We start from the raw sequence: 25,811 nt of genomic DNA, 5'->3' as shown, positions 1-25,811 counted from the left end.
TATGAAAAATTTTCTCTTATTTCTTATCGTTCTTTTTTCTTTAAATAATTTATCAAATGCTAAAGAAAATTTAGCATCTGTAGACAGCCTTTTTCATATTGATCAAATGAATTCGCACGATGAAAATTTTGCATTATATTTTAAAACCCGTGAAAAATCTGTCTTAGCTCGAGGGGAAAATTCAAATTATATTAATGATTTTCCAAAAGATCTTTATATTTATAATTATAAAACAAAAGAGTCTTTGCCATTAATTTCTTATGAATGGTTTCCCAAAACAGCAAAATATTTTTTGCAAGAGTATGATTTCCCAGTTTTTCCAGATGATTTTGCATATTATCTTTTAAAAGATAACAAAACTCTGGTGATGATTAGTGCTGTAAAAAGTCTAAAAGCTAATTTTAAATTTGATATTGTTGAAAAAAAGTTAGAGCTTTATCCTGTAAATGGAAAATTTGATTTTATTATTTCTTCGATAGCTAAAAATTGTGGACATTATGAATTTAAAGAACACTATAAATGTAGTTTTTATAAACCTCTAATTTCCAGTACCTTAATTAATTAATTTGAGTAAATGCTTCTGCGAATTTTTCGGCCTCAAAAATTTGCAAATCATCTTCTTTTTCACCTAATCCAAGGGCAATAATTGGCAGTTTATATTTTTTAGCAACAGCTAGAAGAATACCTCCTTTTGCTGTACCATCTAATTTTGTCATAATAAGACCAGTTATTGGAATAATTTTATTAAATTCTTCAACTTGATTAATAACATTTTGTCCCGAAGTTGCATCCAAAACTAAAATAACATCATGTGGAGCATCAGGATCAATTTTTTTAGTAACGTTTGCAATTTTTTTATATTCCTCCATCAAATTTTTTTTATTTTGTAATCTTCCAGCTGTATCAATTAAAACTTGGTTAAAATTATTGTTTAATGCTTCATCAATAGCTCTGTAAGCAACTGATGCAGGATCTGAACCTTGAGATGATTTTGTAATTTGAACATCAACTTTGTTTGCCCAATTTTCTAGTTGTTCTATAGCTGCTGCTCTAAAAGTATCTGATGCAGCTAGCATTACTTTATTTCCATTACCCTTTAATATTTTGCTTATTTTTCCAATAGTAGTTGTCTTTCCAACACCATTAACACCTGAAATTAATGTTGCATTTAATTTTTCTTTTTTTTTGAAGAATTCAATATTTTCTAAAGGTTTCATAATTGAAATAATATAATTTTTTAAAATATTATTTATTTCGTCAGTTAAATCTTTATTGGGATCAATTTTTGTTTGAGAAATTATTTCTCTTATTTCTGAAGCAGAAACAATACCAACATCGGATTGAATTAAGTAATCTTCAATTTTGTCTAATGTTTTGTCATCAATCTCTTTTTTTACAACTATATCTCTTAAACCCGTCGTAAAAGCTGAGGCACTTTTTTTAAAACCTGATTTAAATTTTTCAAAAATTCCCATTAAATTTTAAAATTTATCTCCTCGATATCTGAAACTGGTCCTTTCATATGAATACTATTGTTTTCATCAATTGAAATTGTTAATCTACCTGTAGAAAATTCAATATCCACTTTATCATTTACCAGTCCGTTTTGTTTTGCAGCAAAAGCTGTTGCACAAGCTGCTGTACCACATGCTTTAGTAAGTCCAGCCCCTCTTTCCCACACTCTAACTTTTATTAATTCTTTGTTAACAACAGTTGCTAAAGTAATATTACATTTTTCTGGGAATAAAGAATGGTTTTCAATTTCTGGTCCAATTTTTTTAATCTCAAAATTTTCGTTATTATCAACAAAAAAAACTACATGTGGGTTTCCAACATTTACAGCAGTTCCACCAGAAAATTCATTATTATTTTTGTCAATAATTTTAATTCCTAAATTATTCGTATTTAATTCTTTAGACAACGGAATCTCATCCCATTTTGTTTTTGCAACACCTATTTCTGTAGAAACCATTTTTTCTCCAACAATATTAGATTTTAATTTGCCGGATAAAGTTGTCAGGACAATTTCTTTTTTGTTACTTTCCTTGCCTAATAAATCAGCAATACATCGTGTACCATTTCCACACGCACCAGACATTCCTCCATCTGAATTGTAAAATTCTAGCGAAGCATCTGAAATATCATTTTTTTTAATCAATATTAGTTGGTCACAACCAATAAATTTTCTGTCACAAATCTTTATTATTTGCTCTTTCGTCAAATTTGTAATTGTTTGTCTATTATCTATGATGACAAAATCATTACCTAAACCGTCCATTTTAAATGCTTTAATATCCATATATAGATATTTAACTTATTTATTGACTTTTTGAACCTCTATTATAGGTTGTTGCCGTTTCCGCAAAAACATTAACTTTGCGGTGTCTTTGGAAACAAAGAGATCGACACTAGTCAGCGAGGGTTCGCCCACTAGTGCGTTACTGCTATGCGTAATAAATATGTTTGAAAATTTAACAAATAAATTTGAAGAAATTTTTTCTTCTCTGAAAAAGGCACCTTCGCTTGATGAAGCTCAAGTAGATGAAGGTTTAAGAGGCATTAGGCAAGCCTTACTTGAAGCAGATGTCTCTTTGGATGTTGCAAAAGATTTTATTGAAAAAGTTAAGCCAAAAGCATTAGGCCAAGAGATAATAAGGTCTACATCTCCTGGGGATATGGTTGTTAAAATTGTTTATGATGAGCTTGTAGACTTATTAGGTGCAACAAATAATGAGATAAACTTAAACGCAGTACCGCCTGTGCCAATGATGTTAGTTGGGTTACAAGGTTCTGGAAAAACGACAACAACAGCAAAATTAGCAAAATTTTTAGAAAACAATAAAAAGAAAAAAGTAATGATGGTCAGTCTAGATATTTATAGACCAGCTGCTCAAGAACAACTTAGATCTTTAGGAGAACAAAATAATATTTTGACTTTACCTATTATAGAAGGTCAGCAACCTACTGATATTTGTAGAAGAGCAATAAGTGCTGCTAATTTAAATGGAGCTGAAATAATTTTATTTGATACTGCTGGTAGAACTCAAATCGATTTACAAATGATGAGTGAGATTAAGCAAATTGAAGCTGTCATTAATCCAACAGAAACCTTTTTAGTTGCAGACTCTTTAACAGGTCAAGTTGCAGCTTCAGTGGCAAAAGAATTTAAAAATACAGTTAACTTATCTGGAATTATTTTAACTAGGGCTGACGGTGATGCAAGAGGTGGAGCCGCAGTGAGTATGAAATATGTTTCAAATGTTCCAATTAAATTTTTAGGTGTAGGAGAAAAAGTAGATAATCTTGAAGTATTCTATCCAGATAGAATTGCAAACAGAATACTTGGTATGGGGGATATCGTATCCCTTGTAGAAAAGGCGGCTCAAGATTTAGGAGAAGAAAATCTAAAAAAAGCAGAGGAAAATTTAAAAAAAGGTCAATTTTCTATGGAAGATTATTTATCCCAATTAAGACAAATGAAAAAAATGGGTGGCATTGAGGGAATTATGTCTTTTATGCCAGGAGTTTCTAAAATTAAATCCCAAATGGACTCAGCGGGAATTGATGAGAGTATAATTAATAAAAATGAAGCGATTATTTTATCAATGACAAAAAAAGAAAGAGAGAACCCCAAAATAATAGATGGTTCTAGAAAAAAAAGAATTGCTAATGGCTCTGGCACAGATCCGGCCACTATCAATAAATTGCTTAAGCAATTTAAAATGATGTCTGAAATGATGAAAAAGATGTCAAAAGGAAATCTGAAAGGTATGTCTGATAAAGGTATACCGCCAGAGCTATTTAACCAATTAAAGTAAAAAGGAGAAGAAATGTTAAAATTAAGATTATCAAGAGGTGGAACAAAAAAACGTCCTGTTTATAAAGTTGTTGTTGCCGACAGTCGTTTTGCAAGAGATGGAAGATTTATAGAAAAGGTTGGTTTTTTTAATCCTCTATTACCAAAAGAGAAAAAAGAAAGAGTGGGCCTAGAAGCTGAGAGAATTAAATATTGGCTTGGTCAAGGAGCTCAACCAACAACTAGAGTAGCAAGAATTTTAGGTGAGAACGAACTAATGCCTATGCCTGCAAATGGAAATAATCCAAATAAAGCAGTGCCAAAAAAAGAGAGAAATAAAAAAGAAGAGGATAATAAAGAAGCTCCAAAAGCAGAAGCAGCTCCATCAGCAGAAGCTCCTAAAGAAGAAGCTCCATCAGCAGAAGCAGCTCCATCAGCAGAAGCTCCTAAAGAAGAAGCTCCAAAAGCAGAAGCAGCTCCATCAGCAGAAGCTCCTAAGGAAGAAGCTCCAGCAGAGGAAAAAAAATAATTTAAAGATTATTTATGTGGCAAGCTCAAGTGTTTACACTTTATCCAGAGGTTTTTCCTGGTCCTTTATCTAAAGGACTCTATGGAAAAGCTTTATCAAATAATTTATGGAAACTTAAAGTTGTAAATATAAGAGATGCAGCTGATGACAAACATAAAACAGTAGATGATACACCTTATGGGGGTGGTTCAGGGATGTTGTTAAAAGCAGATGTTCTTGCAAAGTCTTTAGATGAAAACAAAAATGAGAGTGAGAGAATTTTATACTTATCGCCAAAAGGAAAAAAATTTGATCAAAACTTAGCAAAAGAGCTAGCTAGTGAAAAATCTCTGTCTTTAATTTGTGGTCATTTTGAAGGTGTGGACGAAAGAATACTTTCAACAAGAAATATTGAGGAAATTAGTATCGGAGATTATGTTTTGTCAGGCGGGGAGTCAGCTGCATATGTAGTTATAGATAGTATTTTAAGATTGCTGCCAGGTGTATTAGGAAATGAAAACTCTAAATTAGATGAAACCTTTGAAAACGGTCTTCTAGAGTATCCTCAGTATACAAAACCTCAAATTTGGGAGGAAAAAGCTGTGCCAGACGTGCTATTATCAGGTGATCATAATAAAATTAAACACTGGCGTTTATCTCAATCTGAGGCTATAACACGCGACCGAAGACCAGATTTATGGGAAAAATATAAGAAGAATTAATTTGATAAATATTAACATGAAAACAATTGAAGAAATAAATCAGCATAACGTTAACAAAATTCTTTCAGAGAAAAAAATTCCAGAATTTTATCCTGGAGATGTTGTTAAAGTTGGTGTGAGAATTACCGAGGGTAAAAAAGAAAGAATTCAATATTTTGAGGGAGTGTGTATTGCTAAAAAAAGCAGAGACTTAAACTCATCTTTTACGGTTAGAAAGATTTCATTTGGAGAGGGTGTTGAGAGAACTTTTCCTTTATTTGGAACTTTAATTGACTCAATTAAGGTTATTAGATCAGGTAAAGTAAGAAGAGCAAAACTTTACTATCTAAGAGACAGAACTGGTAAATCAGCAAGGATTGCTGAAAAAATTAGAAAAAAAATTGGTATTGATATCGAGGCAAAACCAGAAACAGTTACAGAGGAAAATGTAGCTCCTGCAGTAGAAGCACCAAAAGAAGAAGCTCCTAAAGCAGAAGCAGCACCAGTAGCAGAGGCTCCTAAAGCAGAAGCAGCACCTAAAGAAGAGGCAGCTCCAGCAGCCGAGGCTCCTAAAGAAGAACAAAAATCAGAAAGCTCTACAGAAAAAAAATAATTTTTTTTTCAATGTCTACAACATTATACGATAAAATTTGGAACGATCATCTAGTTGACCAACAAGATGATGGCACATCTTTACTTTTTGTAGACAGGCATTTAATTCATGAGGTGACAAGCCCCCAAGCTTTTGAAGGATTAAGAAATTCTAACAGAAAAGTTAGACATCCAAATTTAACTTTAGCAGTTGCAGATCATAATGTTCCAACAACTGACAGATCAAAAGGTATTTCAGATGAAGAGTCAAAAATTCAAGTAGATACTTTAGAGGCAAATTGTAAAGAATTCGGTGTTCAGTTATTTGGTATGGATGATAAGAGGCAAGGTATCGTTCATATTATAGGACCTGAACAAGGTTTTACTCAACCAGGTACAGTTATTGTTTGTGGAGATAGTCATACCGCAACTCATGGAGCATTTGGTGCTTTAGCATTTGGAATAGGAACTTCAGAAGTTGAACATGTTTTAGCAACCCAAACACTAGTTCAGAAAAAAGCTAAAAATTTTAGAATTAATGTTAACGGTGAACTTCCTTTAGGAGTTACTTCTAAAGATGTAATACTTCAAATAATTGGAAAAATAGGTACAGCAGGTGGAACAGGATCTGTTGTGGAATATGCTGGAGATTTAATAAGATCTTTAAGTGTTGAGCAAAGAATGACTATTTGCAATATGACAATTGAAGGTGGTGCAAGAGCAGGATTAATTGCACCAGATGAAAAAATTTTTGAATATTTAAAAGGAAAACCAATGTCACCAAAAAGTGAAAATTGGGATAAAGCTTTGAACTATTGGGAAACTTTAAAAACAGATTCTGATGCTAATTTTGATAAAGAAATTAGCCTTAATGCAAATGAAATTTTACCTATGATTACATGGGGTACGTCACCACAAGATGTAATAACAATTGATGGAAAAGTTCCAAATCCAAATAATGAGACTGATGTAGATAAAAAAAATTCAATTGAAAGAGCTTTAAAGTATATGGGTTTAAAACCCGACATGGCAGCTACAGATATAAAAATAGATAAAGTATTTATTGGTAGTTGTACTAATGGCAGAATAGAAGATTTGAGAGAAGCAGCAAAAATCGTAAAAGATAAAAAAGTATCATCGCATGTTAATGCTATAGTAGTTCCAGGCTCAGGCTTGGTTAAAGAACAAGCAGAGCAAGAAGGACTAGATAAAATTTTTGTTAGCTCAGGGTTTGAATGGAGAGAACCAGGTTGCTCTATGTGTTTAGCGATGAATGCCGATAAATTAAAACCAGAAGAAAGATGTGCCTCTACATCAAATAGAAATTTTGAGGGAAGACAAGGTAGAGGTGGTAGAACTCATCTAGTTAGTCCAGGAATGGCTGCAGCAGCTGCAATTTCAGGTAATTTAGATGATGTCAGAAAGTATCAAAATTAAATGCAAAAATTTAATAAATTGAAAAGTATCCCAGCTTATTTACCAATTGTAAATATTGATACAGATATGATAATTCCAAAGCAGTTTTTAAAAACTATCAAAAGAACTGGTCTAGGAAAAAATTTATTTTTTGAAATGAGATATGATGATCAAGGCAAAGAAATAAATGATTTTGTGTTAAACAAAGATCCATTTAATCAATCTAAAATTTTAATTGCTGGAAAAAACTTTGGATGTGGTTCATCAAGAGAACATGCTCCTTGGGCTTTATTAGATTTTGGAATTACTTGTGTGATAAGTTCAAGTTATGCAGATATTTTTTTTAGTAATTGTTTTAAAAATGGAATTTTGCCTATAATCCTTGAGGAAGAAAAAATAAAAGAGCTATCTGAATACGCAAATAGACAAGAAGAAATTTCTATTGATTTGCAAGAGGAAAAAATAGTTTATGGAAATAATGAGCTAAAATTTGAAATTGATCCATTTAAGAAAAAATGTTTGTTAGAAGGGCTTGATGATATCGCTTTATCACTAAAAAAATCAGAAAAAATAGAAAAGTTTGAAACAAATTTAAAAAACGAAAAGCCTTGGGTATTTAATGATTAAAGTAAAAAAAAGAAAAATACTTTTACTTCCTGGTGATGGTATTGGTCCGGAGGTAATAACTGAGGTAAAAAAAATCATTAACTGGTTTAATGATAAAAAATCTTTAGATTTTGAAATTGATCAGGAGCTAGTTGGTGGTTGTTCTTATGATAAACATGGCACTCCAATCACTGATGAGGTTTTTTATAAAGCACTAGAAAGTGAAGTAATTATGCTTGGAGCAGTTGGTGGTCCTACATGGGATAACCTAGAATTTTCCAAAAAACCAGAAAGAGCATTATTAAAACTAAGGAAAGAATTAAAGCTTTTTGCAAACTTAAGGCCTGCAATTTGTTTTAAACAATTAGTCGATGCTTCAACCCTTAAGCCAGAGGTAGTTTCAGGACTAGATATAATGATAGTAAGAGAGTTAACGGGTGGAATATATTTTGGTGAACCTAGAGGAATAAAGCCAATTGAAAATGGTGAAAGAAAAGGAATTAATACTCATACATATACAACTAGTGAAATTACAAGAGTAGCTAGAGTTGCTTTTGATTTAGCAAGAAAAAGATCAAACAAAGTTACATCATGTGAAAAGTCAAATGTAATGGAAGCCGGACAATTGTGGAAAGAAGAAGTTAAAGAACTTCATGAGAAAGAATACAAAGATGTAGAGTTAAGCCATATGTTAGCAGATAACTGCGCAATGCAACTTTTAAGAAACCCAAAGCAATTTGATGTAATTGTAACCGATAATTTATTTGGGGATATGCTGTCTGATCAAGCTTCGATGTTAACTGGATCTTTAGGTCTTTTACCATCAGCATCTTTAGGTGCAAAAAATAAAGATGGTGAGATGAGAGCAATGTATGAGCCAATACATGGATCGGCTCCTGATATAGCAGGACAAGGTATTGCAAATCCAATAGCTTCTATTTTAAGTTTTGCTATGGCTTTAAGGTACTCTTTAGATCTTGATAAAGAAGCAGATGTTTTAGAAAAGGCAGTGCAAGATGTTCTAAATGATGGATTAAGGACAAAAGACATAATGTCAGATGGCATGAAAGAAACGTCTACTTCAGCAATGGGTGATGCGATAATTTCAAAATTGCAATAAAACTAGAATTATTTTAAGGTTTAAATATGCCAAGTTATACAGCTCCAGTAAAAGACATGATGTTTCTCTTTGAAAAATTAAGAGACAATAAAAATTATAATGAACTTGAAAAATATAATGAAGTTAGTTCAGATCTTGTTAAAGATATTTTAGAGGAAGCAGCTAAAATAAATCAAAATTTAATTTTACCTCTTGCTAAATCAGGAGATGAAAATCCAGCAGTTTTAGAAAATGGTGTTGTCAGAACACCCCCAGGCTACAAAGAAGCGTATCAAAAGTATATTGAGGATGGTTGGACTTCATTGTCTTGTGATCCAAAATATGGAGGTCAAGGAATGCCAAAAACAGTAAGTGCATTTTTTGATGAAATGCTATCTTCAGCAAGCTTATCATTTAAATTATATAGTGAATTAAGTATTGGTGCTTATAATTGTATCAATCATCATGCTTCTGATGAAATTAAAAATAAATATTTACCAAAGATTGTAGAAGGTAAGTGGAGTGGTACAATGTGTTTAACAGAACCAGTTTGTGGTACCGACCTTGGCTTGTTAAAAACTAAAGCAATTAAACAATCGGATAATACTTATAAAATCAGTGGTCAAAAAATATTCATAACCTCAGGAGACCATGACTTAACCGAAAATATTATTCACTTAGTTTTGGCAAGATCACCAGACTCTCCATCTGGTACTAAGGGAATTAGTTTATTTTTAGTTCCAAAATATATTGTGAACCAGGATGGTAGTATTGGTCCAAGAAATGGAATTTCAACTGGATCAATTGAGAGTAAGATGGGTATTAAAGGTTCAGCAACTTGTGTTTTAAATTTTGATGATGCAACTGGTTACATGATTGGTAACAAAGATAAAGGTCTTAGTGCAATGTTCACAATGATGAATTTAGAGCGAATAGTTGTAGGCATTCAAGGTTTAGGTATTTCTGAAATTGCTTATCAAAATTCACTTTCTTACGCAAAAGAAAGAAAGCAAGGAAAAACAAATAATTCAAAATCTAATAATGGTGCAGATTTTATAATTGATCATGCAGACATTAGAAGAACTTTACTTAATATGAAATCAATAATTGAGGGCGAAAGAGCATTATGTTTTTGGCTTTCTCAACAAACAGAAGTAAGTCTTTATCATCCAGACGAAAAAATTAAACAAGCTGCTTTAGATTACGTTTCATTAATGACGCCTGTGGTTAAATCACTTTTTACAGATTTAGCTATGGAAATTACTAGCGATGCAATGCAGATACATGGAGGATACGGATATACTAAAGACCAAGGTATTGAGCAATTATATCGAGATAATCGTATTACCCCAATTTATGAAGGAACAAATTCCGTACAGGCTGCAGATTTAGTATTTAGAAAATTATCTAACAAAAAAGGCGATGTTATAAATAAGTTTTTAGAAATGATTAAATCTGAATGTGAGAGCAAAAATGAAAAAGTAAAAACATTTTCTAAAGAATTAAACCATTATTTAGATATTTTATCCAAATTCACAGATTGGATAAATGATAAAAATAAAATTGAAAAGGATGATGTTAGTGCTGCAGCAAATGATTATTTAAAAAGCTTAGGTTATGTTTCAATTGCTTATGCTTGGATTAAAATATTAGAGGTTAGTTTTAATGATTTTAATACAAATAAAGAATTTTATAGTGATAAAATAAATACAGCTAAATTTTATTTTGATAAGGTATTACCTCGGGCTGAGTATCATTATAAATCAGCAATCTCAGGAAGCTCAAATATAATGAATTTTAAGTTTAATTAATGAGCCATTACGATACAAATTTAGATAAAAATAAAGCAAATCACGTACCCCTTACTCCCTTAACTTTTTTAAAAAGAGCAAAAGAAATTTACCCAAATTATGAGGCTATAATTTATGAAGAAAGAAATTATACCTGGGCTGAAGTTTATAAAAGAGTTGTAAAATTTGCTAGTGCATTGACAAAAATTGGTATTAAAAAAGGTGACACGGTTTCATTCTTAGCTTTCAATACACCAGAGATTTTTGAAGCGCACTACTCTGTACCTATGACTGGTGCAGTTCTTAATACTATAAATATAAGATTAGATGCCAAAACAATTTCCTATATTTTAGATCATAGCGAAGCAAAAGTCTTAGTTGTGGATAGACAACTTCATGGAGAAGTAAAAAAAGCATTAAAAAATCTTAATAAAAAAATAACTATTATTGACATAAACGATAAATATGCTGACCAATCAAAATTGGAAAAAATTGGTGATTTAGAATATGAAAGTTTTTTAAATACAGGCGATGAAAATTACCAATGGCAAATGCCCGAAGATGAGTGGCAAGCTATATCACTAAGTTATACATCAGGTACTACAGGAAATCCCAAAGGTGTTGTCTATCATCATAGGGGAGCATATTTAATGTCTACAGGCAGCTCAGTTGCTTGGAATATGCCAAATAGATTAAATTTTTTAACAGTTGTTCCAATGTTCCATTGCAATGGCTGGTGTTATCCATGGACTGTGCCGATGCTAAACGGAAGAACTATATGTTTAAGAAATATAGATATTAAAAAAATTTTTGAACTTATTGATAAATATGAAATCACTCATTTTGGTGGTGCTCCAATAGTATTGAATATGATTACTGGAGCCCCAGAAAGTGATAAAAAAAAATTAAAACAAAAAGTTTATGTTTTAACTGCTGGTGCTCCTCCACCAAGTATAATTTTTAAAAAAATGAGAGCTCTCGGATTTGAAGTAATGCATGTATATGGTTTAACAGAAACTTATGGGCATGTTACTCAGTGTGCCTGGAATGATGAGTGGAATAATTTTGATGAAGAAAAACAAAACGAGATTAAAGCAAGACAAGGTGTAAAGTATCCTAATACGGAAGGTGTCGTTGTTTTAGACCCTGAGACAATGAAAGAAGTTCCTAGAGACGGAAAGACAATCGGTGAAATCATGATTAGAGGAAATGTCGTAATGAAGGGATATTTCAAAGATAAAGAGGCTACCGAAAAAGCCATGAAAGATGGTTGGTTTCACAGTGGTGATTTAGCTGTAATGCATTCTGATGGCTATATTAAAATACAAGATAGATCAAAAGATATAATTATTTCTGGAGGAGAAAATATTTCTTCAATTGAAATTGAAAATACTTTATCCAAACACCCATCTGTTTCGATTGCTGCGGTTGTTGCAAAACCAGACGAAAAATGGGGTGAGGTGCCATGTGCATTTATAGAAGCAGTTAAAGACAAACCAGTTAGCGAGAAAGAATTAATTGATTTTTGTAAAGAAACTTTAGCAGGCTTTAAAGTTCCAAAAAAGGTTGTTTTTTGTGAGTTACCAAAAACTTCAACAGGTAAAATACAAAAATTTGAACTCAGAAAACAAGTTTAGGTAACTTTTGATTTTTCAAATAGAAAATAAAAATATTCATGCATCAGATGCTGGACAGGGAATAGATCCAAATAAACAAACATTAGTTTTTCTTCATGGAAGTGGTCTTTCACACATAGTTTGGTCATTAACTGAACAATTTTTTTCTAACAAAAATTTTAATGTTTTATCTATTGATTTACCTGGGCATGGTAATTCAGATGGACCTTGCTTAGATAGTATTGAAAAAATTGCTGATTGGTTAGAGCAAGTATTTATAAAATTAAATTTAAAACAACTATTTATTGTCGGGCACTCTCAAGGATGTTTAGAGATACTTGAATATGCATCTAAATATAAAAATAGATTAAAAAAATTAGTTTTTATTGGTGGTTCAAATAGAATGCCAGTTCATCCAGATCTAATCAATTTAGCAAAAAATGGGGACTCTGATGCTGTTAAATTGATGATGAAGTGGGGCTATGAAGGTTCAAAAAAATTTATAGGAGGTAATCCAGTGGAGAAAATAATACAGTCACCAAGAGATATTAGAGAAATATTAGCAATCGATTTAATTGCATGTAATAATTATACTAACGGCTCTCATGCTGCTAGATTAATAGACTGTCCCTCTTTGTTGATATTTGGATCATTAGACAAAATGGTAAATCTAGAATCAGGTAAAAAGTTTTCTAGTTTAATTAAAAAATCAACAACACATATAATTGAGGGTTGTGGTCATATGATTATGATTGAAAAAGCATTCGAAATGAGAGACAAGGTTTTAGAATTTTTAAAATAATGAAAAGTTTTTCAATTGCAAAATCAAGAAGGCTGAGAGGCACTCCTTATACCTCTAGAATAGAAAAACAAGGGGTTACGGCTTATACAATATACAATCATATGTTGCTTCCAGCTGCCTTTGGTTCAATTGAGGACTCATACCATCACTTAAAACAGTATGTTCAAATTTGGGATGTAGCTGCTGAAAGACAAGTAGAAATTTCTGGTAAAGACTCAGCGAAATTAGTTCAGTTGATGACTTGTAGAGATTTATCTAAATCGAAAGATGGAAGATGTTATTATTGTCCAATAATTGATGATAACGCAGGTCTGATAAATGATCCAGTTGTACTTAGATTAAATGAAAATAAATGGTGGGTATCTCTTGCTGACTCAGATGTGATATTATTTGCAAAAGGATTAGCTATTGGAAATAAATTTGACGTAAAGATTTTTGAACCTGATGTTGATATAATGGCCATACAAGGTCCAAAGTCATTTGAATTAATGGAAAAAGTTTTTGGAGATAAGATAGTTAATTTAAAATTCTTTGGTTTTGATTATTTTGAATTTGGTGGTGATAAACATTTAATTGCAAGATCTGGTTGGTCTAAACAAGGTGGTTATGAAATTTATGTAGAACATAATGTTTCCGGATTAAAATTATATGATCATCTTTTCGAAGTTGGAAAAGAATTTAATATCAAACCAGGTTGTCCGAATTTAATAGAACGTATTGAAAGTGGATTATTATCGTATGGAAATGATATCGATAATGGAGATAATCCATATGAATGTGGATTTGATAAATATATTAACATAGACAGCGAAGTTAATTTTTTAGGTAAAGAGAAATTAAAAAAAATTAAATCTGAAGGAATTAAAAAAAAATTAATGGGAGTAATGCTTGATATAGATAAAATAAGTATTACAGGATCATTAGAATTAAGTGATCAAAACAATAATATAATTGGAGAATTGAGATCAGCTTGCTATTCACCGCATTTTAAAAAAGTTATTGGTATTGCTATGATGAAAAAACCACACTGGAACGTCGATCAAGATATAAAAGCCAAGATAAATGGTGAAATTTGTGTGGGTAAAGTTTGCGATTTACCTTTTATTTAGTATAAAACTCTAAATATGAACATAGCTATAGTAGGTGCAACAGGTAATGTGGGCAGAAAGACTCTTGAAGTTTTTGATAAAAAAAACTTCAAGTTTCATAATCTATATTTAGTTGCTTCAGAAAAAAGTGCAGGAAAAAAAATCTCTTTTAGAGATAAAGAGTATGTTATTGAAAATTTAGAGACATATGATTTTTCAAAAGCAGATATAACTTTTTTTGCAGCAGGAGGAAAGATTGCTGAAAAATTTGCAGAAAAGGCTGCCAAGCACACAATTGTAATAGATAATTCAAGTTTTTTTAGGATGGATCCTGATGTTCCATTGATTGTTCCACAAGTTAATGCAGCGGAAGTTAAAAATATGAAAAAAAATATTATTGCCAATCCAAATTGTTCTACAGCACAACTTGTTATAGCGCTTAAACCACTACATAATTTATTCAAAATTAAAAGAGTTGTAGTTTCAACTTACCAATCTGTTTCAGGTGGCGGCAAAAGTCCAACGGACGAATTAATCGATCAAACTAAACAATATTTAGATGGAAAAAAAATAGTTTCAAAAAATTTTACTAAACAAATCGCTTTTAATGTTATTCCACATATCGATGTTTTTGCTGATGATGGATATACAAAAGAAGAATTAAAAATGACAAATGAAACAAAAAAAATCTTAGATGAGTCAATTGAACTTACAGCTACATGTGTAAGAATTCCTGTTTTAGTATCTCATTCTGAGTCTGTAAATATAGAATTTGAAAAACCATATACTTTAGAAAAAGTGAGAGATGTTTTAAGTAAAGCAGATGGTTGTGAGGTTATCGATAGAAGAGAAAATGGAGGTTATAGCACACCATTTGAAGCAGCAGGAAAAGATGAGACATTTATATCTAGAATTAGGGAAGACAAAACAAAAAAAAATTCATTAAATTTGTGGATTGTATCAGACAACCTGTTGAGAGGTGCTGCACTTAATTCTGTTGAAATTGCAGAAACAATTATTAATTCAAAATAAAATATGGAAAACAGACCTTTATCACCACATATACAGATTTATAAATGGCATATTTCTTCACTAGTATCTATTTCACATAGGATTACAGGAATAATTAATTTTTTTGCAATCACATTAATTTGTATTTGGTTTGCATTAATGCTTCTAGCAGAAAGTAATTATCAAATTATAAAAATTTTTTTAGAAACTTTTTTAGGTAAATTTATTTTAATTGGAATAACTTGGTCATTTAGTTTTCAAATGTTAAGTGAAATAAGACACTTGATTATGGATTTGGGTTATGGATTTGAATTACAAACAACAAAAATTACAGGTTTGTTAGTTATTTTTGGTTCGATTATTCTGACTATCCTAATTTATTTTATTGGCAAAGGATTAATATAATGCTGCCAGTAACAAAAAAATGGTTATTCTTAAAAATTAGTTCTGCAATCTTATTACCTTTAATGCTTTGGTTTATTATAAACTTAGTGAATATTTATGATAAAAGTTATTCGGAAATAGTGAATTTCTTAACAACACAACCATCTAAATTCTTAATTGGGTTATTTTTAGTTATTGCTTATTTTTTTTCAGCTTTATCTATAAGTGAGGTTTTTGAAGACTATATTAAGGATAAAAAAATCAAAAATGCCGCAAACAAAGTCCTAAATTTTTTTGCTATAACAATCCCAATTACTACAATAATTGTAATTTTAAATTTAAATACATGAAAGCATATAATATTATAGACCATGAGTACGATGTTGTTGTACTTGGAGCAGGTGGATCAGGTTTGAGAGCGGCTGTAGGGCTTAGCGAAGCTGGCTTAAAAACAGCTTGTATCTCAAAAGTATTTCCAACCAGAAGCCATACTTCAGCTGCGCAAGGTGGAATATCAGCAGCACTTGGAAACATGGGAGAGGATGATTGGAGATGGCACATGTATGACACTGTCAAAGGTGCAGATTGGTTAGGTGATCAAGATAGTATTGAATATCTATGTAAAGAAGCACCTAAAGCAGTTTTAGAATTAGAGAAATATGGAGTTCCATTTAGTAGAACTGAAGAGGGAAAAATTTATCAAAGACCATTTGGTGGAATGACGAAAAATTATGGGAACGGAATAGTTCAAAGAACTTGTGCAGCAGCCGATAGAACAGGACATGCTATTTTACATACATTATATGGACAAGCGTTAAAGCATAATACAGAATTTTTTATAGAATATTTTGCATTAGATTTGTTGATGAAGAATGGAGAATGCAAAGGTCTAATTGCTTGGAATTTGAATGATGGAACAATTCATAGATTTAGAGCACATTCAGTAATTATTGCTACAGGTGGTTATGGAAAAGTTTATTATTCAGCAACATCAGCACATACTTGCACTGGTGATGGTAATGCAATGGTTTTAAGAGCTGGATTGCCGCTTCAGGATATGGAGTTTGTTCAATTTCACCCAACAGGAATTTATGGCCACGGTACCTTAATAACAGAAGGTGCGCGAGGAGAAGGGGGTTATCTTACAAATTCTAAAGGTGAAAGATTTATGGAAAGGTATGCTCCAAATGCTAAAGATTTAGCATCAAGAGATGTTGTTAGCAGATCAATGTCTATAGAGATTAATGAGGGAAGAGGTGTTGGAAAAGATCAAGATCATGTTCATTTGAACCTAAGTCACTTAGATAAAGATATTATTGAAAGCAGGCTTCCTGGAATTACCGATGCAGCAAGATTATTTGCAAATGTAGATGTAACTAAAGAACCAATTCCTGTTGTACCAACAGTTCATTATAATATGGGCGGCATTCCAACAAACTATAAAGCAGAAGTATTAACTGTAAATGGCTCAGAAAAAACTGTTCCAGGTTTAATGGCTATAGGAGAAGCTGCATGTGTCTCTGTTCACGGAGCAAATAGACTTGGTTCTAATTCTTTAATAGATTTAGTAGTATTTGGAAGAGCAGCAGCAAAAAGAGCAGCTGAATTAGTTAAGCCAGGAACTCCTCATGAGGAAATTCCTGAGTCAGAAACACAAAAATGTTTAGATAGATTTGATAAACTAAGAAATGCACAAGGAAATAATAGTACTGCTGAACTTAGACTTTCAATGCAAAAAACGATGCAGTCGAAATGTGCAGTTTTCAGAACAGAAAAAAATCTTAAAGAAGGTGTTGCTGAGATTAAAAAAACTTATGATGGCATGGACTCAATTTCAGTTAAAGATAGATCTTTAGTATTTAATACTGATTTAGTTGAAACATTAGAATTTGATAATTTAATAAGACAAGCAGTAACTACTGTAGAATCTGCATACCATAGAAAAGAGAGCAGAGGTGCTCACGCGAGAGATGACTATCCAAAAAGAGATGACGAAAAGTTTATGCAACATACTCTTGCTTGGTGTGATGGGAAAAATACAAAGATAAGTTACAGAGAAGTACATAAATCAACTTTAACAAACGAAGTTCAATATTTTCCACCACAAGAGCGAGTATATTAATGGCTCAGCTAAGCTTACCTAAAAATTCAGAGGTTAAAAAAGGCAAATATTTTAAAGACAAAACTGGATCTAAAAATTTAAGAAAGATCAATATTTATAGATGGGATCCATCGACAGAAGAAAATCCTAGAATTGATACATACGAAGTTGATATGGATAATTGCCCATCTAAGGTACTGGATATTCTAAATAAAATTAAAAACGAAATTGATCCGACATTGGCATATAGGAGGTCTTGTGCTCATGGTGTTTGTGGCTCTTGTGCTATGAATATGGGAGGAAAAAATGGATTAGCTTGTACAACTCCACATGCAGAGATAGATGGTGACATCGATATTTATCCTCTACCTCATTTAAAAGTTAAAAGAGATTTGATCGGCGATTTAGATGGCTTATATAAACAATATCAATCTATTGAACCTTGGTTAAAAAATAACTCAACAAAACAGTCAACAGAAATTTATCAGTCTAAAGAAGATAGAGCAAAACTTGATGGTGCTTATGAATGCATTATGTGTGCCTGTTGTTCTACATCTTGCCCAAGTTATTGGTGGAATGGAGATAAATATTTAGGTCCTGCAGTTCTGCTACAGGCCTATAGATGGATTATTGATAGTAGAGATGAAGAGAGAAAAACTAGATTAAAAAAAGTTTCCGATGAATTAAAATTATATAGATGCCATACAATATTAAATTGTACAAATGCATGTCCCAAGGGCTTGAATCCAGCAAAAGCTATAGCTGAAATAAAAAAAATGTTAGCAACAGCTAATGTTTAAATAGACTATTCGATATTTTTGATCTAAAACACCGTATTCATGAAATTAATTGAACACTTCGTAAACGGTAAAATAATTCCGGGATCTTCAGATAAAAAGGGGAAAGTTTTTAATCCAGCAACCGGCGAACAAGAGTCTGAGGTAAGACTTGCTTCAAGATCTGACTTAGATAGTGCTGTTGAAGTAGCAAAAAAAGCATTTGAAACTTGGTCTTTAAAACCTGCTCTACAAAGAGCCAGAATAATATTTAAATTTAAAGAATTAATTGAAAAAAATTCTGATGAATTAACGAAGTTAATAGTTTCAGAACATGGAAAAGTTTATGAAGATGCAAGAGGCTCTTTAACTAGAGGACTTGAGGTGGTAGAATTTGCTTGTGGAATACCACATTTATTAAAAGGTGAGTTTTCAGAAAATGTTGGTACCAATGTTGATAGTTGGTCAATCAGACAACCATTAGGAGTTGTTGCAGGTATTACACCTTTTAATTTTCCTGCTATGGTACCAATGTGGATGTTTCCAATAGCTATAGCTTGTGGAAACACATTTATTCTTAAACCATCTGAAAAAGACCCTTCTTGCGCAATAAGATTAGCAGAACTACTTTCTGAGGCGGGTCTTCCAGAAGGAGTATTTAACGTAATAAATGGAGATAAAGAAGCTGTTGATGCAATTTTAGAAAACAAAGATATCAAAGCTGTTAGTTTCGTAGGATCTACTCCTATTGCAAAATATATTTATGAAAATTCAGCTAAAAATGAAAAAAGAGTTCAAGCTTTGGGTGGAGCAAAAAACCATTTGGTTGTCATGCCAGATTGTGACTTAGATGGTGCAGTAAATGGCTTAATGGGTGCCGCTTATGGTTCAGCTGGGGAAAGATGTATGGCTCAATCAGTTGCTGTTGCGGTCGGAGATATCGGTGATGAACTTGTGTCAAGATTATCAAAAAAAACTGAAGCTTTAAAAGTTGGTCCTGGAATGGATAAGACATCAGAAATGGGACCTTTAGTTACAAAAGAACATTTAGAAAAAGTTACAAGCTACGTTGATTTAGGTGTCGAGGAAGGCGCAAAATTAGTGGTTGATGGTAGAGGTTTAAAACTCCAAGGCTATGAAAATGGTTTCTATATAGGTGGATGTTTATTTGATCATGTAAATAAAGATATGAGAATTTACAAAGAAGAAATATTTGGCCCAGTCTTATCAGTTGTTCGAGTAAAAACTTTTGAAGAAGCTGCAAAATTAATTAACGACCATGAGTACGGAAATGGAGTTAGTATTTATACAAGAGACGGTGATGCAGGCAGAACTTTTGCAAGTAAAATTCAAGTAGGTATGGTTGGTATTAACGTGCCGATCCCAGTTCCAATGGCATTTCATAGTTTTGGTGGTTGGAAAAGATCATTATTTGGAGATAGCGGAATGCATGGTATGGAAGGAATAAAATTTTATACTAAACTTAAAACTGTAACATCTAGATGGCCTTCAGGTGTCCGATCAAATGCGGAATTTGTTATGCCAACAATGAAATAAAGGAAATAAATGACAAAAATATCTTTAATTGGTGCAGGCCAAATAGGCGGAACTCTTGCACATTTAATAGGAATAAAAGAATTAGTGAATGAAGTGGTTTTATTTGATGTAGCTAGTGGTATTGCAAAAGGAAAAGCATTAGATATTGCACAATCTTCATCTGTAGATGGTTTCAATGTTAGGTTTTCAGGAACTGATAACTATGAGGACATAAAAGATTCAGATGTAATAATAATTACAGCAGGCGTTCCAAGAAAACCTGGAATGAGCCGAGACGATCTTCTTGGAATTAATTTAAAAATTATTAAACAAGTTGCTGAGGGGGTAAAGAAAAAAGCTCCTAACGCTTTTGTGATCTGTATCACTAATCCTTTAGATGTTATGGTTATGGCATTTCAAAAATTTTCAGGTTTGCCATCAAATAAAGTTGTTGGTATGGCAGGTATTTTAGATAGTTCGAGATTTAAATTATTTTTATCATTAGAACTAAATGTGCCAGTAAGAGAAATTGAGGCAATGGTTATGGGTGGTCATGGTGACACCATGGTTCCTATGCCAAGATTTACAAAAATTTCAGGTAAACCATTGTTGGATCTTGTAAAGGATGGAAAGATTTCTTCAGAAAGAGTTGAGGAAATTAATCAAAGAACGCGAGATGGTGGTGCGGAAATAGTTAAATATTTAGAAAAAGGATCAGCCTTTTATGCACCAGCAGCTTCAGGTGTTCAAATGGCAGAAGCATATTTGAATGATCAGAAAAAATTATTACCCTGCGCTGTGCAATTAAATGGAGAGTATGGTGTGAAAAATGTTTATGCAGGTGTTCCCGTTGTCATTGGAAAAAATGGTGTGGAAAAAATTGAAGAGATTGATTTAGATGAAAAAGAAAAAAAAGAATTTATGCATTCAATAGATGCTGTAAAAGCTTTATGGGAAGCTGCATCTAAAATAGATCCTGATTTATCTAAATAATAATGAATATTCACGAGCATCAAGCCAAACAAATATTAAAAAAATATGGAGCTGTAGTTCCCGAAGGAGTATTTGCGCTTAATGTTGATGAACTTATTCAAAAAGCAAAAGCACTCAAAACTGATAAATATGTGCTTAAAGCACAAATCCATGCTGGAGGCAGAGGAAAAGCTGGTGGTGTAAAAATTTTAAACTCTATTGAGGAACTAACGGTAGCAGCTAAAGAATTACTTGGAAAAACACTAGTTACTCATCAAACTGGCCCTGAAGGTAGAGAGGTTAAAAGATTATACGTAGAAGAATCATCAAATATAGATAAAGAATTTTACTTATCGTGCCTGGTTGATAGGGCAAGTTCTAAAATTGCATTTATATCAAGTGACCAAGGAGGGATGGATATTGAAGAAGTTGCAAGCAGCTTACCTGAAAAAATTATAACTACAAAAGTTGATATGGGTGATGAAATTTCTGATTCAGATTGTGAAAAAATAATTAATATTTTTAATTTAAATGAAGACGCAAAAAAACAAGCAATAACATTAATTAAATCAATATATAAAATGTTTGTAGGTACTGACGCAAACATGGTTGAAGTAAATCCATTAATTTTGACAAAAGAGGAAAAAATTGTTTGTTTAGATGCAAAAGTTAATTTCGACTCTAACGCTTTATTCAGGCATCCAGAAATTGTTGGATTAAGAGATTTAAATGAGGAAGATCCTACCGAGATAGAAGCTAGCAAGCATGATCTTGCATATATCAAGCTAGATGGAAGTATTGGCTGTATGGTGAATGGGGCAGGATTAGCAATGGCAACAATGGATATAATTAAATTGTATGGTAAAGAGCCAGCAAATTTTTTAGATGTAGGTGGTGGTGCATCCAAAGAAAAAGTATCCGCTGCATTAAAGATAATTCTCTCAGATAAAAATGTTAAAGGTATTTTAATTAATATTTTTGGTGGAATAATGAGATGTGATGTTCTTGCCCAAGGAGTAGTTGATGCAGCTAAAGAAATTAATATTAGCGTACCTTTGGTTGTAAGATTAGCTGGCACAAATTTCAAAGAAGGAAAAAAAATTCTTGATAATTCTGGATTAAAATTAATTTCTGCAGAAAATTTAGATGACGCTGCTAAGAAAATTGTTGAGGCGATAAAATAAAATGTCGGTTTTAGTAAATAAAAATACTAAAGTAATTTGTCAGGGATTTACTGGCTCACATGGAACATTTCATTCAGAGCAGGCTATAAAATATGGAACCAATCTTGTTGGCGGAGTTACGCCAAAGAAAGGTGGACAAAAACATTTAGACAGACCAGTTTTTAATAGCGTTTTAGAGGCAAAAAATGAAGTAGGAGCAGATGCAACTATGATTTATGTACCTGCTAAATTTGCTGCAGCAGCAATCATTGAAGCTATTGATGCATCAGTTGAACTTATTGTCTGTATAACAGAGGGTATTCCAATTCAGGATATGCTTAAGGTCAGACAAAAATTAAGTGGATCTAGTAGCAGATTAATTGGACCTAATTGTCCAGGAATAATCACACCAGATGAATGTAAAATTGGGATTATGCCAGGAAGTATTCATAAAAGAGGAAGTGTTGGAATTGTATCAAGGTCAGGAACATTGACATATGAAGCAGTAGCACAAACTACCGAAAATGGACTTGGTCAATCAACTTGTATTGGTATTGGTGGTGATCCTATTAATGGAACAAATTTTATAGATTGTTTAGATTTATTTTTAAATGATTCTGAAACAGAATCTATTTTAATGATAGGTGAAATTGGAGGAACAGCCGAAGAAGAAGCGGCTGACTTTATAAAAAATCATAAGATTAAAAAACCAATGGTTGGATTTATCGCTGGAATTACTGCTCCTCCAGGAAGGAGAATGGGGCATGCTGGTGCCATTATATCAGGTGGCAAGGGTGGAGCTGAAGATAAAATAAAAAAAATGGAAGAATGTGGTATTACAGTTGCCAAATCACCGTCAATTATTGGAAAAACTTTATTTGATAAACTGTCTAATTGAAAAAAAATATTAGAGAGATATATTAAATAAATAAGATGTCTTCATCAAAAAATCTTGATTTCGAAAAAACTTCATTTTTAAACAAATCTAATAGTGCGTTTATAGAAGAAATGTATTTAAAGTTTGTAAATAAAGATGCTGATCTCCCAGAAAGTTGGGTAAATTATTTTGAGGGAATTGGTGAAGAATTAAATGTTATAGCAAAAGAAATTAATGGTCCATCATGGGGACCTACTAAAAAAAAGATTGATATTGATGAATTACAAAAAAAAATAGAAGAACAAGATAAAAATGATTTTGATAATGTCAAATTAGACACTTCAGAAAAATTTAATTTTCAATTACTTGCTGACTCAAATAAAGATTCTATTAGTGCTGTAGCATTAATTAGAGCATATAGACTAAGAGGACATTTATTAGCAGATCTTGATCCTTTAGAAATGAGAGAGTCAGAATATCTAGATGAGCTTCATCCAGATTTTTACGGTTTTAAAAAAGAAAATTACGATAAGAAAATTTTTCTAAACGGGGTAATCAATCGTAAATATGCAAATATAAAAGAAATACTTAAGTTTATGAAGAAAACCTACTGTGGAAAAATAGGTTATGAGTTCATGCATATTTCAAACCCAGATGAAAGAATGTGGTTTAGGGACAGGATAGAGCAAGATAAAAATGCACTTCAATTTACAAAAAATGGTAAAGAGGCAATTTTAAATAAATTGGTACAGGCAGAAGGATTTGAAAAATTTTTAGCTACAAAGTATGTGGGAACAAAAAGATTTGGTTTAGATGGTGGCGAAAGTTTAATACCTGCTCTTGAACAAATAATAAAAATTGGTGGTCAAAATAATATAAAAGAAGTTAAAATAGGTATGTCTCATAGAGGTAGGCTTAACGTTTTGGCAAACGTTTTACAAAAATCTTACAAAAAAATTTTTAATGAGTTTGCTGGTGAGTTTAGTTCTGATTCTGAAGATAGTGCTGGAGATGTAAAATATCATCTTGGAGCGTCGTCTGATAGAGAATTTGATGGAAATTCAGTACATGTCAGTTTAACAGATAATCCCTCTCATTTAGAAGCTGTTAACCCAGTTGTTTTAGGGCAAACAAGAGCAAAACAATTTTTCCACAAAGACCGTGAAAGAAATAAAGTTATACCTATTCTCATTCATGGGGATGCAGCCTTTGCTGGTCAAGGTGTTGTAGCGGAATGTTTTGCAATGTCTGGACTACCAGGACACAACACTGGAGGAACAATTCATATTATTGTTAATAATCAGATAGGATTTACTACTAGTCCAAGATTTGCCAGGTCTTCACCTTATCCATCTGATGTTGCAAAAATGGTAGAGGCACCAATTCTTCATGTTAATGGTGATGATCCAGAAGCAGTTGTTTATGCAACTAGAATAGCAACAGAATTTCGATTAAAATTTAATAGAGACGTTGTAGTAGATTTAATTTGTTATAGAAGATTTGGACATAATGAGGGAGATGAGCCTTCATTTACCCAACCTTTAATGTATAAAAAAATTAGATCTCATCCCAGTGTTTACAAAATTTATGGAAATAAATTAGTAAACGAAAAATCTATAACTGAAGAATTATTAAACCAAAATGTTAAATCATTTAAAGATTTACTTGATGAACAATACAAAAGTGCAAAAGATTATAAACCTAAAATAGAATGGTTTGAGGGAACATGGTCAAGATATAAACCTGAAAGAGGTAAAGATAAAAGGGGTATAACAGGTTTTGACGAAAATAAATTAAAAATAATCTCTGGTAAAATAAATAGTATTCCTGAGGAAAAAAATATTCATAAGACTATCTCTAAAATATTTAATGCCAGAAAAGAAAGTGTCGAAAAAGGTACTGGAATTGATTGGTCTTCAGCTGAATCTTTAGCTTTTGGATCTTTGCTAGAAGAGGGATATCCAGTTAGGCTTGTAGGACAAGACTCTGGAAGAGGAACATTTAGTCAACGACATTCTGTTTTAAGAAATCAAATTGACAATTCTAGGTACATTCCACTGAATAATATTTCTAAAAATCAAAAGCAATTTGAAGTAGTAGATAGTTTTTTATCTGAACTTGCGGTTTTAGGTTTTGAATATGGTTATAGTCTAGTAGAGCCAAACACACTTACTCTTTGGGAAGCACAATTCGGTGATTTTGCTAATGGAGCTCAAGTAGTAATTGATCAATTTATTGCATCTGGTGAGAGAAAATGGAACAGAGCATCTGGTATAGTAATGTTATTACCTCACGGATATGAAGGACAAGGACCAGAACATTCTTCAGCAAGATTAGAAAGATTTTTACAATTATGCTCAAACGATAATATGCAAGTAATGAATTGCACAACTCCAGCAAATTATTTTCATGCTTTAAGAAGACAAATGCATAGGAGTTTCAGAAAGCCACTAATCATAATGACACCAAAATCATTATTAAGAAATAAGTATTGTGTTTCAAATTTAGAAGATTTTAACAAAAAAAATACTTTCCATAGAGTACTGTGGGATCATGCTATAGATCCTAAGTCTAAAGGATTTATTAAATTAAAAGAAAATTCTAAAATTAGAAAAGTAATTCTTTGTTCTGGAAAAGTATATTTTGATTTGTTAGACGCCAGAGAAAAGCTCAAAAGAGATGATGTAGTAATGTATAGAATTGAACAATTGTATCCATTTCCAGTAAAAGCTTTGGTTAAGGAGTTAAAACCGTACGCTAAAAATGCTGAATTCTTTTGGTGTCAAGAAGAACCAAAAAATATGGGTGCCTGGTTTTCAGTTAGAGATTATATCCAATGGACATTAGACACTTTAAAGGCTAATAATAATAAAATTTCTTATATAGGAAGAAGCCCAGACGCAACTCCTGCAACAGGATATGCCAAAAGGCATAATTCTCAACAACAAGAAATAATTAATAAGGTATTTGATTAATTT

The 25,811-nt window shown here is 32.0% G+C and carries 24 protein-coding genes; 22 read left to right on the top strand and 2 right to left on the bottom strand.

The genetic code is table 11. The features are described 5' to 3' along the window. The first annotated feature begins 1 nt into the window (after position 1). The gene (locus ACTT88_RS06265; protein WP_440908446.1) at positions 2 to 565 is read left to right on the top strand and encodes a hypothetical protein; all 564 of its coding nucleotides are present in this window, start codon (positions 2 to 4) and stop codon (positions 563 to 565) included. Here ACTT88_RS06265 and ftsY read toward each other — a convergent pair. After that, positions 558 to 1,475 (bottom strand): signal recognition particle-docking protein FtsY, encoded by a 918-nt coding sequence (ftsY, locus tag ACTT88_RS06260; protein ID WP_440908445.1) that lies wholly within the window; start codon positions 1,473 to 1,475, stop codon positions 558 to 560. The two genes, ACTT88_RS06265 and ftsY, sit on opposite strands and share 8 nt — an antisense overlap. Then, the gene (dapF, locus tag ACTT88_RS06255) at positions 1,475 to 2,299 is read right to left on the bottom strand and encodes a diaminopimelate epimerase (RefSeq protein WP_440908444.1); all 825 of its coding nucleotides are present in this window, start codon (positions 2,297 to 2,299) and stop codon (positions 1,475 to 1,477) included. Before dapF ends, ftsY begins: the two co-directional genes overlap by 1 nt. Positions 2,300 to 2,459: 160 nt before the next feature. Here dapF and ffh point away from each other — a divergent pair, with 160 nt between their 5' ends. Genes ffh through ACTT88_RS06150 form a run of 21 tightly spaced genes read left to right on the top strand, consistent with a single transcriptional unit; the run spans position 2,460 to position 25,808 of the window. Beyond that, a complete protein-coding gene (gene ffh / locus ACTT88_RS06250) occupies positions 2,460 to 3,818 on the top strand; it encodes a signal recognition particle protein (RefSeq protein ID WP_440908443.1) in 1,359 nt (452 codons plus the stop codon). 12 nt (positions 3,819 to 3,830) lie between these two features. Then, positions 3,831 to 4,325 (top strand): 30S ribosomal protein S16, encoded by a 495-nt coding sequence (rpsP, locus tag ACTT88_RS06245; protein WP_440908442.1) that lies wholly within the window; start codon positions 3,831 to 3,833, stop codon positions 4,323 to 4,325. A gap of 14 nt (positions 4,326 to 4,339) precedes the next feature. Continuing rightward, the gene (gene trmD, locus ACTT88_RS06240; RefSeq protein WP_440908441.1) at positions 4,340 to 5,026 is read left to right on the top strand and encodes a tRNA (guanosine(37)-N1)-methyltransferase TrmD; all 687 of its coding nucleotides are present in this window, start codon (positions 4,340 to 4,342) and stop codon (positions 5,024 to 5,026) included. 16 nt (positions 5,027 to 5,042) lie between these two features. Next, complete coding sequence (rplS, locus tag ACTT88_RS06235) at positions 5,043 to 5,618, top strand: 50S ribosomal protein L19 (protein ID WP_440908440.1); 576 nt, start codon at positions 5,043 to 5,045, stop codon at positions 5,616 to 5,618. Positions 5,619 to 5,629: 11 nt separating this feature from the next. Further along, positions 5,630 to 7,033 (top strand): 3-isopropylmalate dehydratase large subunit, encoded by a 1,404-nt coding sequence (gene leuC / locus ACTT88_RS06230; protein ID WP_440908439.1) that lies wholly within the window; start codon positions 5,630 to 5,632, stop codon positions 7,031 to 7,033. Continuing rightward, positions 7,034 to 7,639, top strand: a complete 606-nt coding sequence (gene leuD, locus ACTT88_RS06225) for a 3-isopropylmalate dehydratase small subunit (protein WP_440908438.1) — start codon at positions 7,034 to 7,036, stop codon at positions 7,637 to 7,639. It begins immediately after the preceding gene. Continuing rightward, positions 7,632 to 8,738: a 3-isopropylmalate dehydrogenase gene (gene leuB, locus ACTT88_RS06220; protein ID WP_440908437.1), complete on the top strand. Its 1,107-nt coding sequence runs from the start codon at positions 7,632 to 7,634 to the stop codon at positions 8,736 to 8,738. The genes leuD and leuB overlap by 8 nt, the downstream gene beginning before the upstream one ends. Before the next feature lie 26 nt (positions 8,739 to 8,764). Continuing rightward, positions 8,765 to 10,528 carry an acyl-CoA dehydrogenase family protein gene (locus tag ACTT88_RS06215; RefSeq protein ID WP_075484712.1) on the top strand — a complete coding sequence of 588 codons (1,764 nt, stop codon included), beginning with the start codon at positions 8,765 to 8,767 and terminating at the stop codon, positions 10,526 to 10,528. Then, positions 10,528 to 12,144 (top strand): long-chain-fatty-acid--CoA ligase, encoded by a 1,617-nt coding sequence (locus ACTT88_RS06210; protein WP_440908436.1) that lies wholly within the window; start codon positions 10,528 to 10,530, stop codon positions 12,142 to 12,144. The genes ACTT88_RS06215 and ACTT88_RS06210 overlap by 1 nt, the downstream gene beginning before the upstream one ends. Positions 12,145 to 12,151: 7 nt before the next feature. Then, complete coding sequence (locus ACTT88_RS06205; protein ID WP_440908435.1) at positions 12,152 to 12,925, top strand: alpha/beta fold hydrolase; 774 nt, start codon at positions 12,152 to 12,154, stop codon at positions 12,923 to 12,925. Continuing rightward, complete coding sequence (locus ACTT88_RS06200; protein ID WP_440908434.1) at positions 12,925 to 14,034, top strand: dimethylsulfoniopropionate demethylase; 1,110 nt, start codon at positions 12,925 to 12,927, stop codon at positions 14,032 to 14,034. Before ACTT88_RS06205 ends, ACTT88_RS06200 begins: the two co-directional genes overlap by 1 nt. Before the next feature lie 15 nt (positions 14,035 to 14,049). Next, a complete protein-coding gene (locus ACTT88_RS06195; protein ID WP_440908433.1) occupies positions 14,050 to 15,045 on the top strand; it encodes an aspartate-semialdehyde dehydrogenase in 996 nt (331 codons plus the stop codon). A gap of 3 nt (positions 15,046 to 15,048) precedes the next feature. Next, positions 15,049 to 15,429 (top strand): succinate dehydrogenase, cytochrome b556 subunit, encoded by a 381-nt coding sequence (sdhC, locus tag ACTT88_RS06190; protein WP_440908432.1) that lies wholly within the window; start codon positions 15,049 to 15,051, stop codon positions 15,427 to 15,429. Further along, positions 15,429 to 15,758, top strand: coding sequence for a succinate dehydrogenase, hydrophobic membrane anchor protein (gene sdhD / locus ACTT88_RS06185; RefSeq protein ID WP_440908431.1), 330 nt, complete (start codon positions 15,429 to 15,431; stop codon positions 15,756 to 15,758). Before sdhC ends, sdhD begins: the two co-directional genes overlap by 1 nt. Beyond that, the gene (gene sdhA, locus ACTT88_RS06180; protein WP_440908430.1) at positions 15,755 to 17,530 is read left to right on the top strand and encodes a succinate dehydrogenase flavoprotein subunit; all 1,776 of its coding nucleotides are present in this window, start codon (positions 15,755 to 15,757) and stop codon (positions 17,528 to 17,530) included. Before sdhD ends, sdhA begins: the two co-directional genes overlap by 4 nt. After that, positions 17,530 to 18,309: a succinate dehydrogenase iron-sulfur subunit gene (locus ACTT88_RS06175; protein WP_440908429.1), complete on the top strand. Its 780-nt coding sequence runs from the start codon at positions 17,530 to 17,532 to the stop codon at positions 18,307 to 18,309. Before sdhA ends, ACTT88_RS06175 begins: the two co-directional genes overlap by 1 nt. Before the next feature lie 39 nt (positions 18,310 to 18,348). Further along, on the top strand, positions 18,349 to 19,842 hold the full coding sequence (locus ACTT88_RS06170; RefSeq protein WP_440908428.1) for a CoA-acylating methylmalonate-semialdehyde dehydrogenase: 1,494 nt from the start codon (positions 18,349 to 18,351) through the stop codon (positions 19,840 to 19,842). Positions 19,843 to 19,851: 9 nt separating this feature from the next. Next, positions 19,852 to 20,814, top strand: coding sequence for a malate dehydrogenase (gene mdh / locus ACTT88_RS06165; protein WP_440908427.1), 963 nt, complete (start codon positions 19,852 to 19,854; stop codon positions 20,812 to 20,814). A 2-nt stretch (positions 20,815 to 20,816) separates the two neighbouring features. Further along, positions 20,817 to 21,977, top strand: coding sequence for an ADP-forming succinate--CoA ligase subunit beta (gene sucC / locus ACTT88_RS06160; protein WP_440908426.1), 1,161 nt, complete (start codon positions 20,817 to 20,819; stop codon positions 21,975 to 21,977). Between the two features lies 1 nt (position 21,978). Next, positions 21,979 to 22,854, top strand: a complete 876-nt coding sequence (gene sucD, locus ACTT88_RS06155) for a succinate--CoA ligase subunit alpha (RefSeq protein WP_440908425.1) — start codon at positions 21,979 to 21,981, stop codon at positions 22,852 to 22,854. 35 nt (positions 22,855 to 22,889) lie between these two features. Next, complete coding sequence (locus ACTT88_RS06150) at positions 22,890 to 25,808, top strand: 2-oxoglutarate dehydrogenase E1 component (RefSeq protein WP_440908424.1); 2,919 nt, start codon at positions 22,890 to 22,892, stop codon at positions 25,806 to 25,808. Positions 25,809 to 25,811: the final 3 nt, after the last annotated feature.

Origin of the sequence: Candidatus Pelagibacter sp., from assembly GCF_052046145.1 — a bacterium.
GTDB lineage: Bacteria > Pseudomonadota > Alphaproteobacteria > Pelagibacterales > Pelagibacteraceae > Pelagibacter.
The sequence above is the reverse complement of the archived record's forward strand: the minus strand, read 5'-3'. Positions and strand labels throughout refer to the sequence as shown.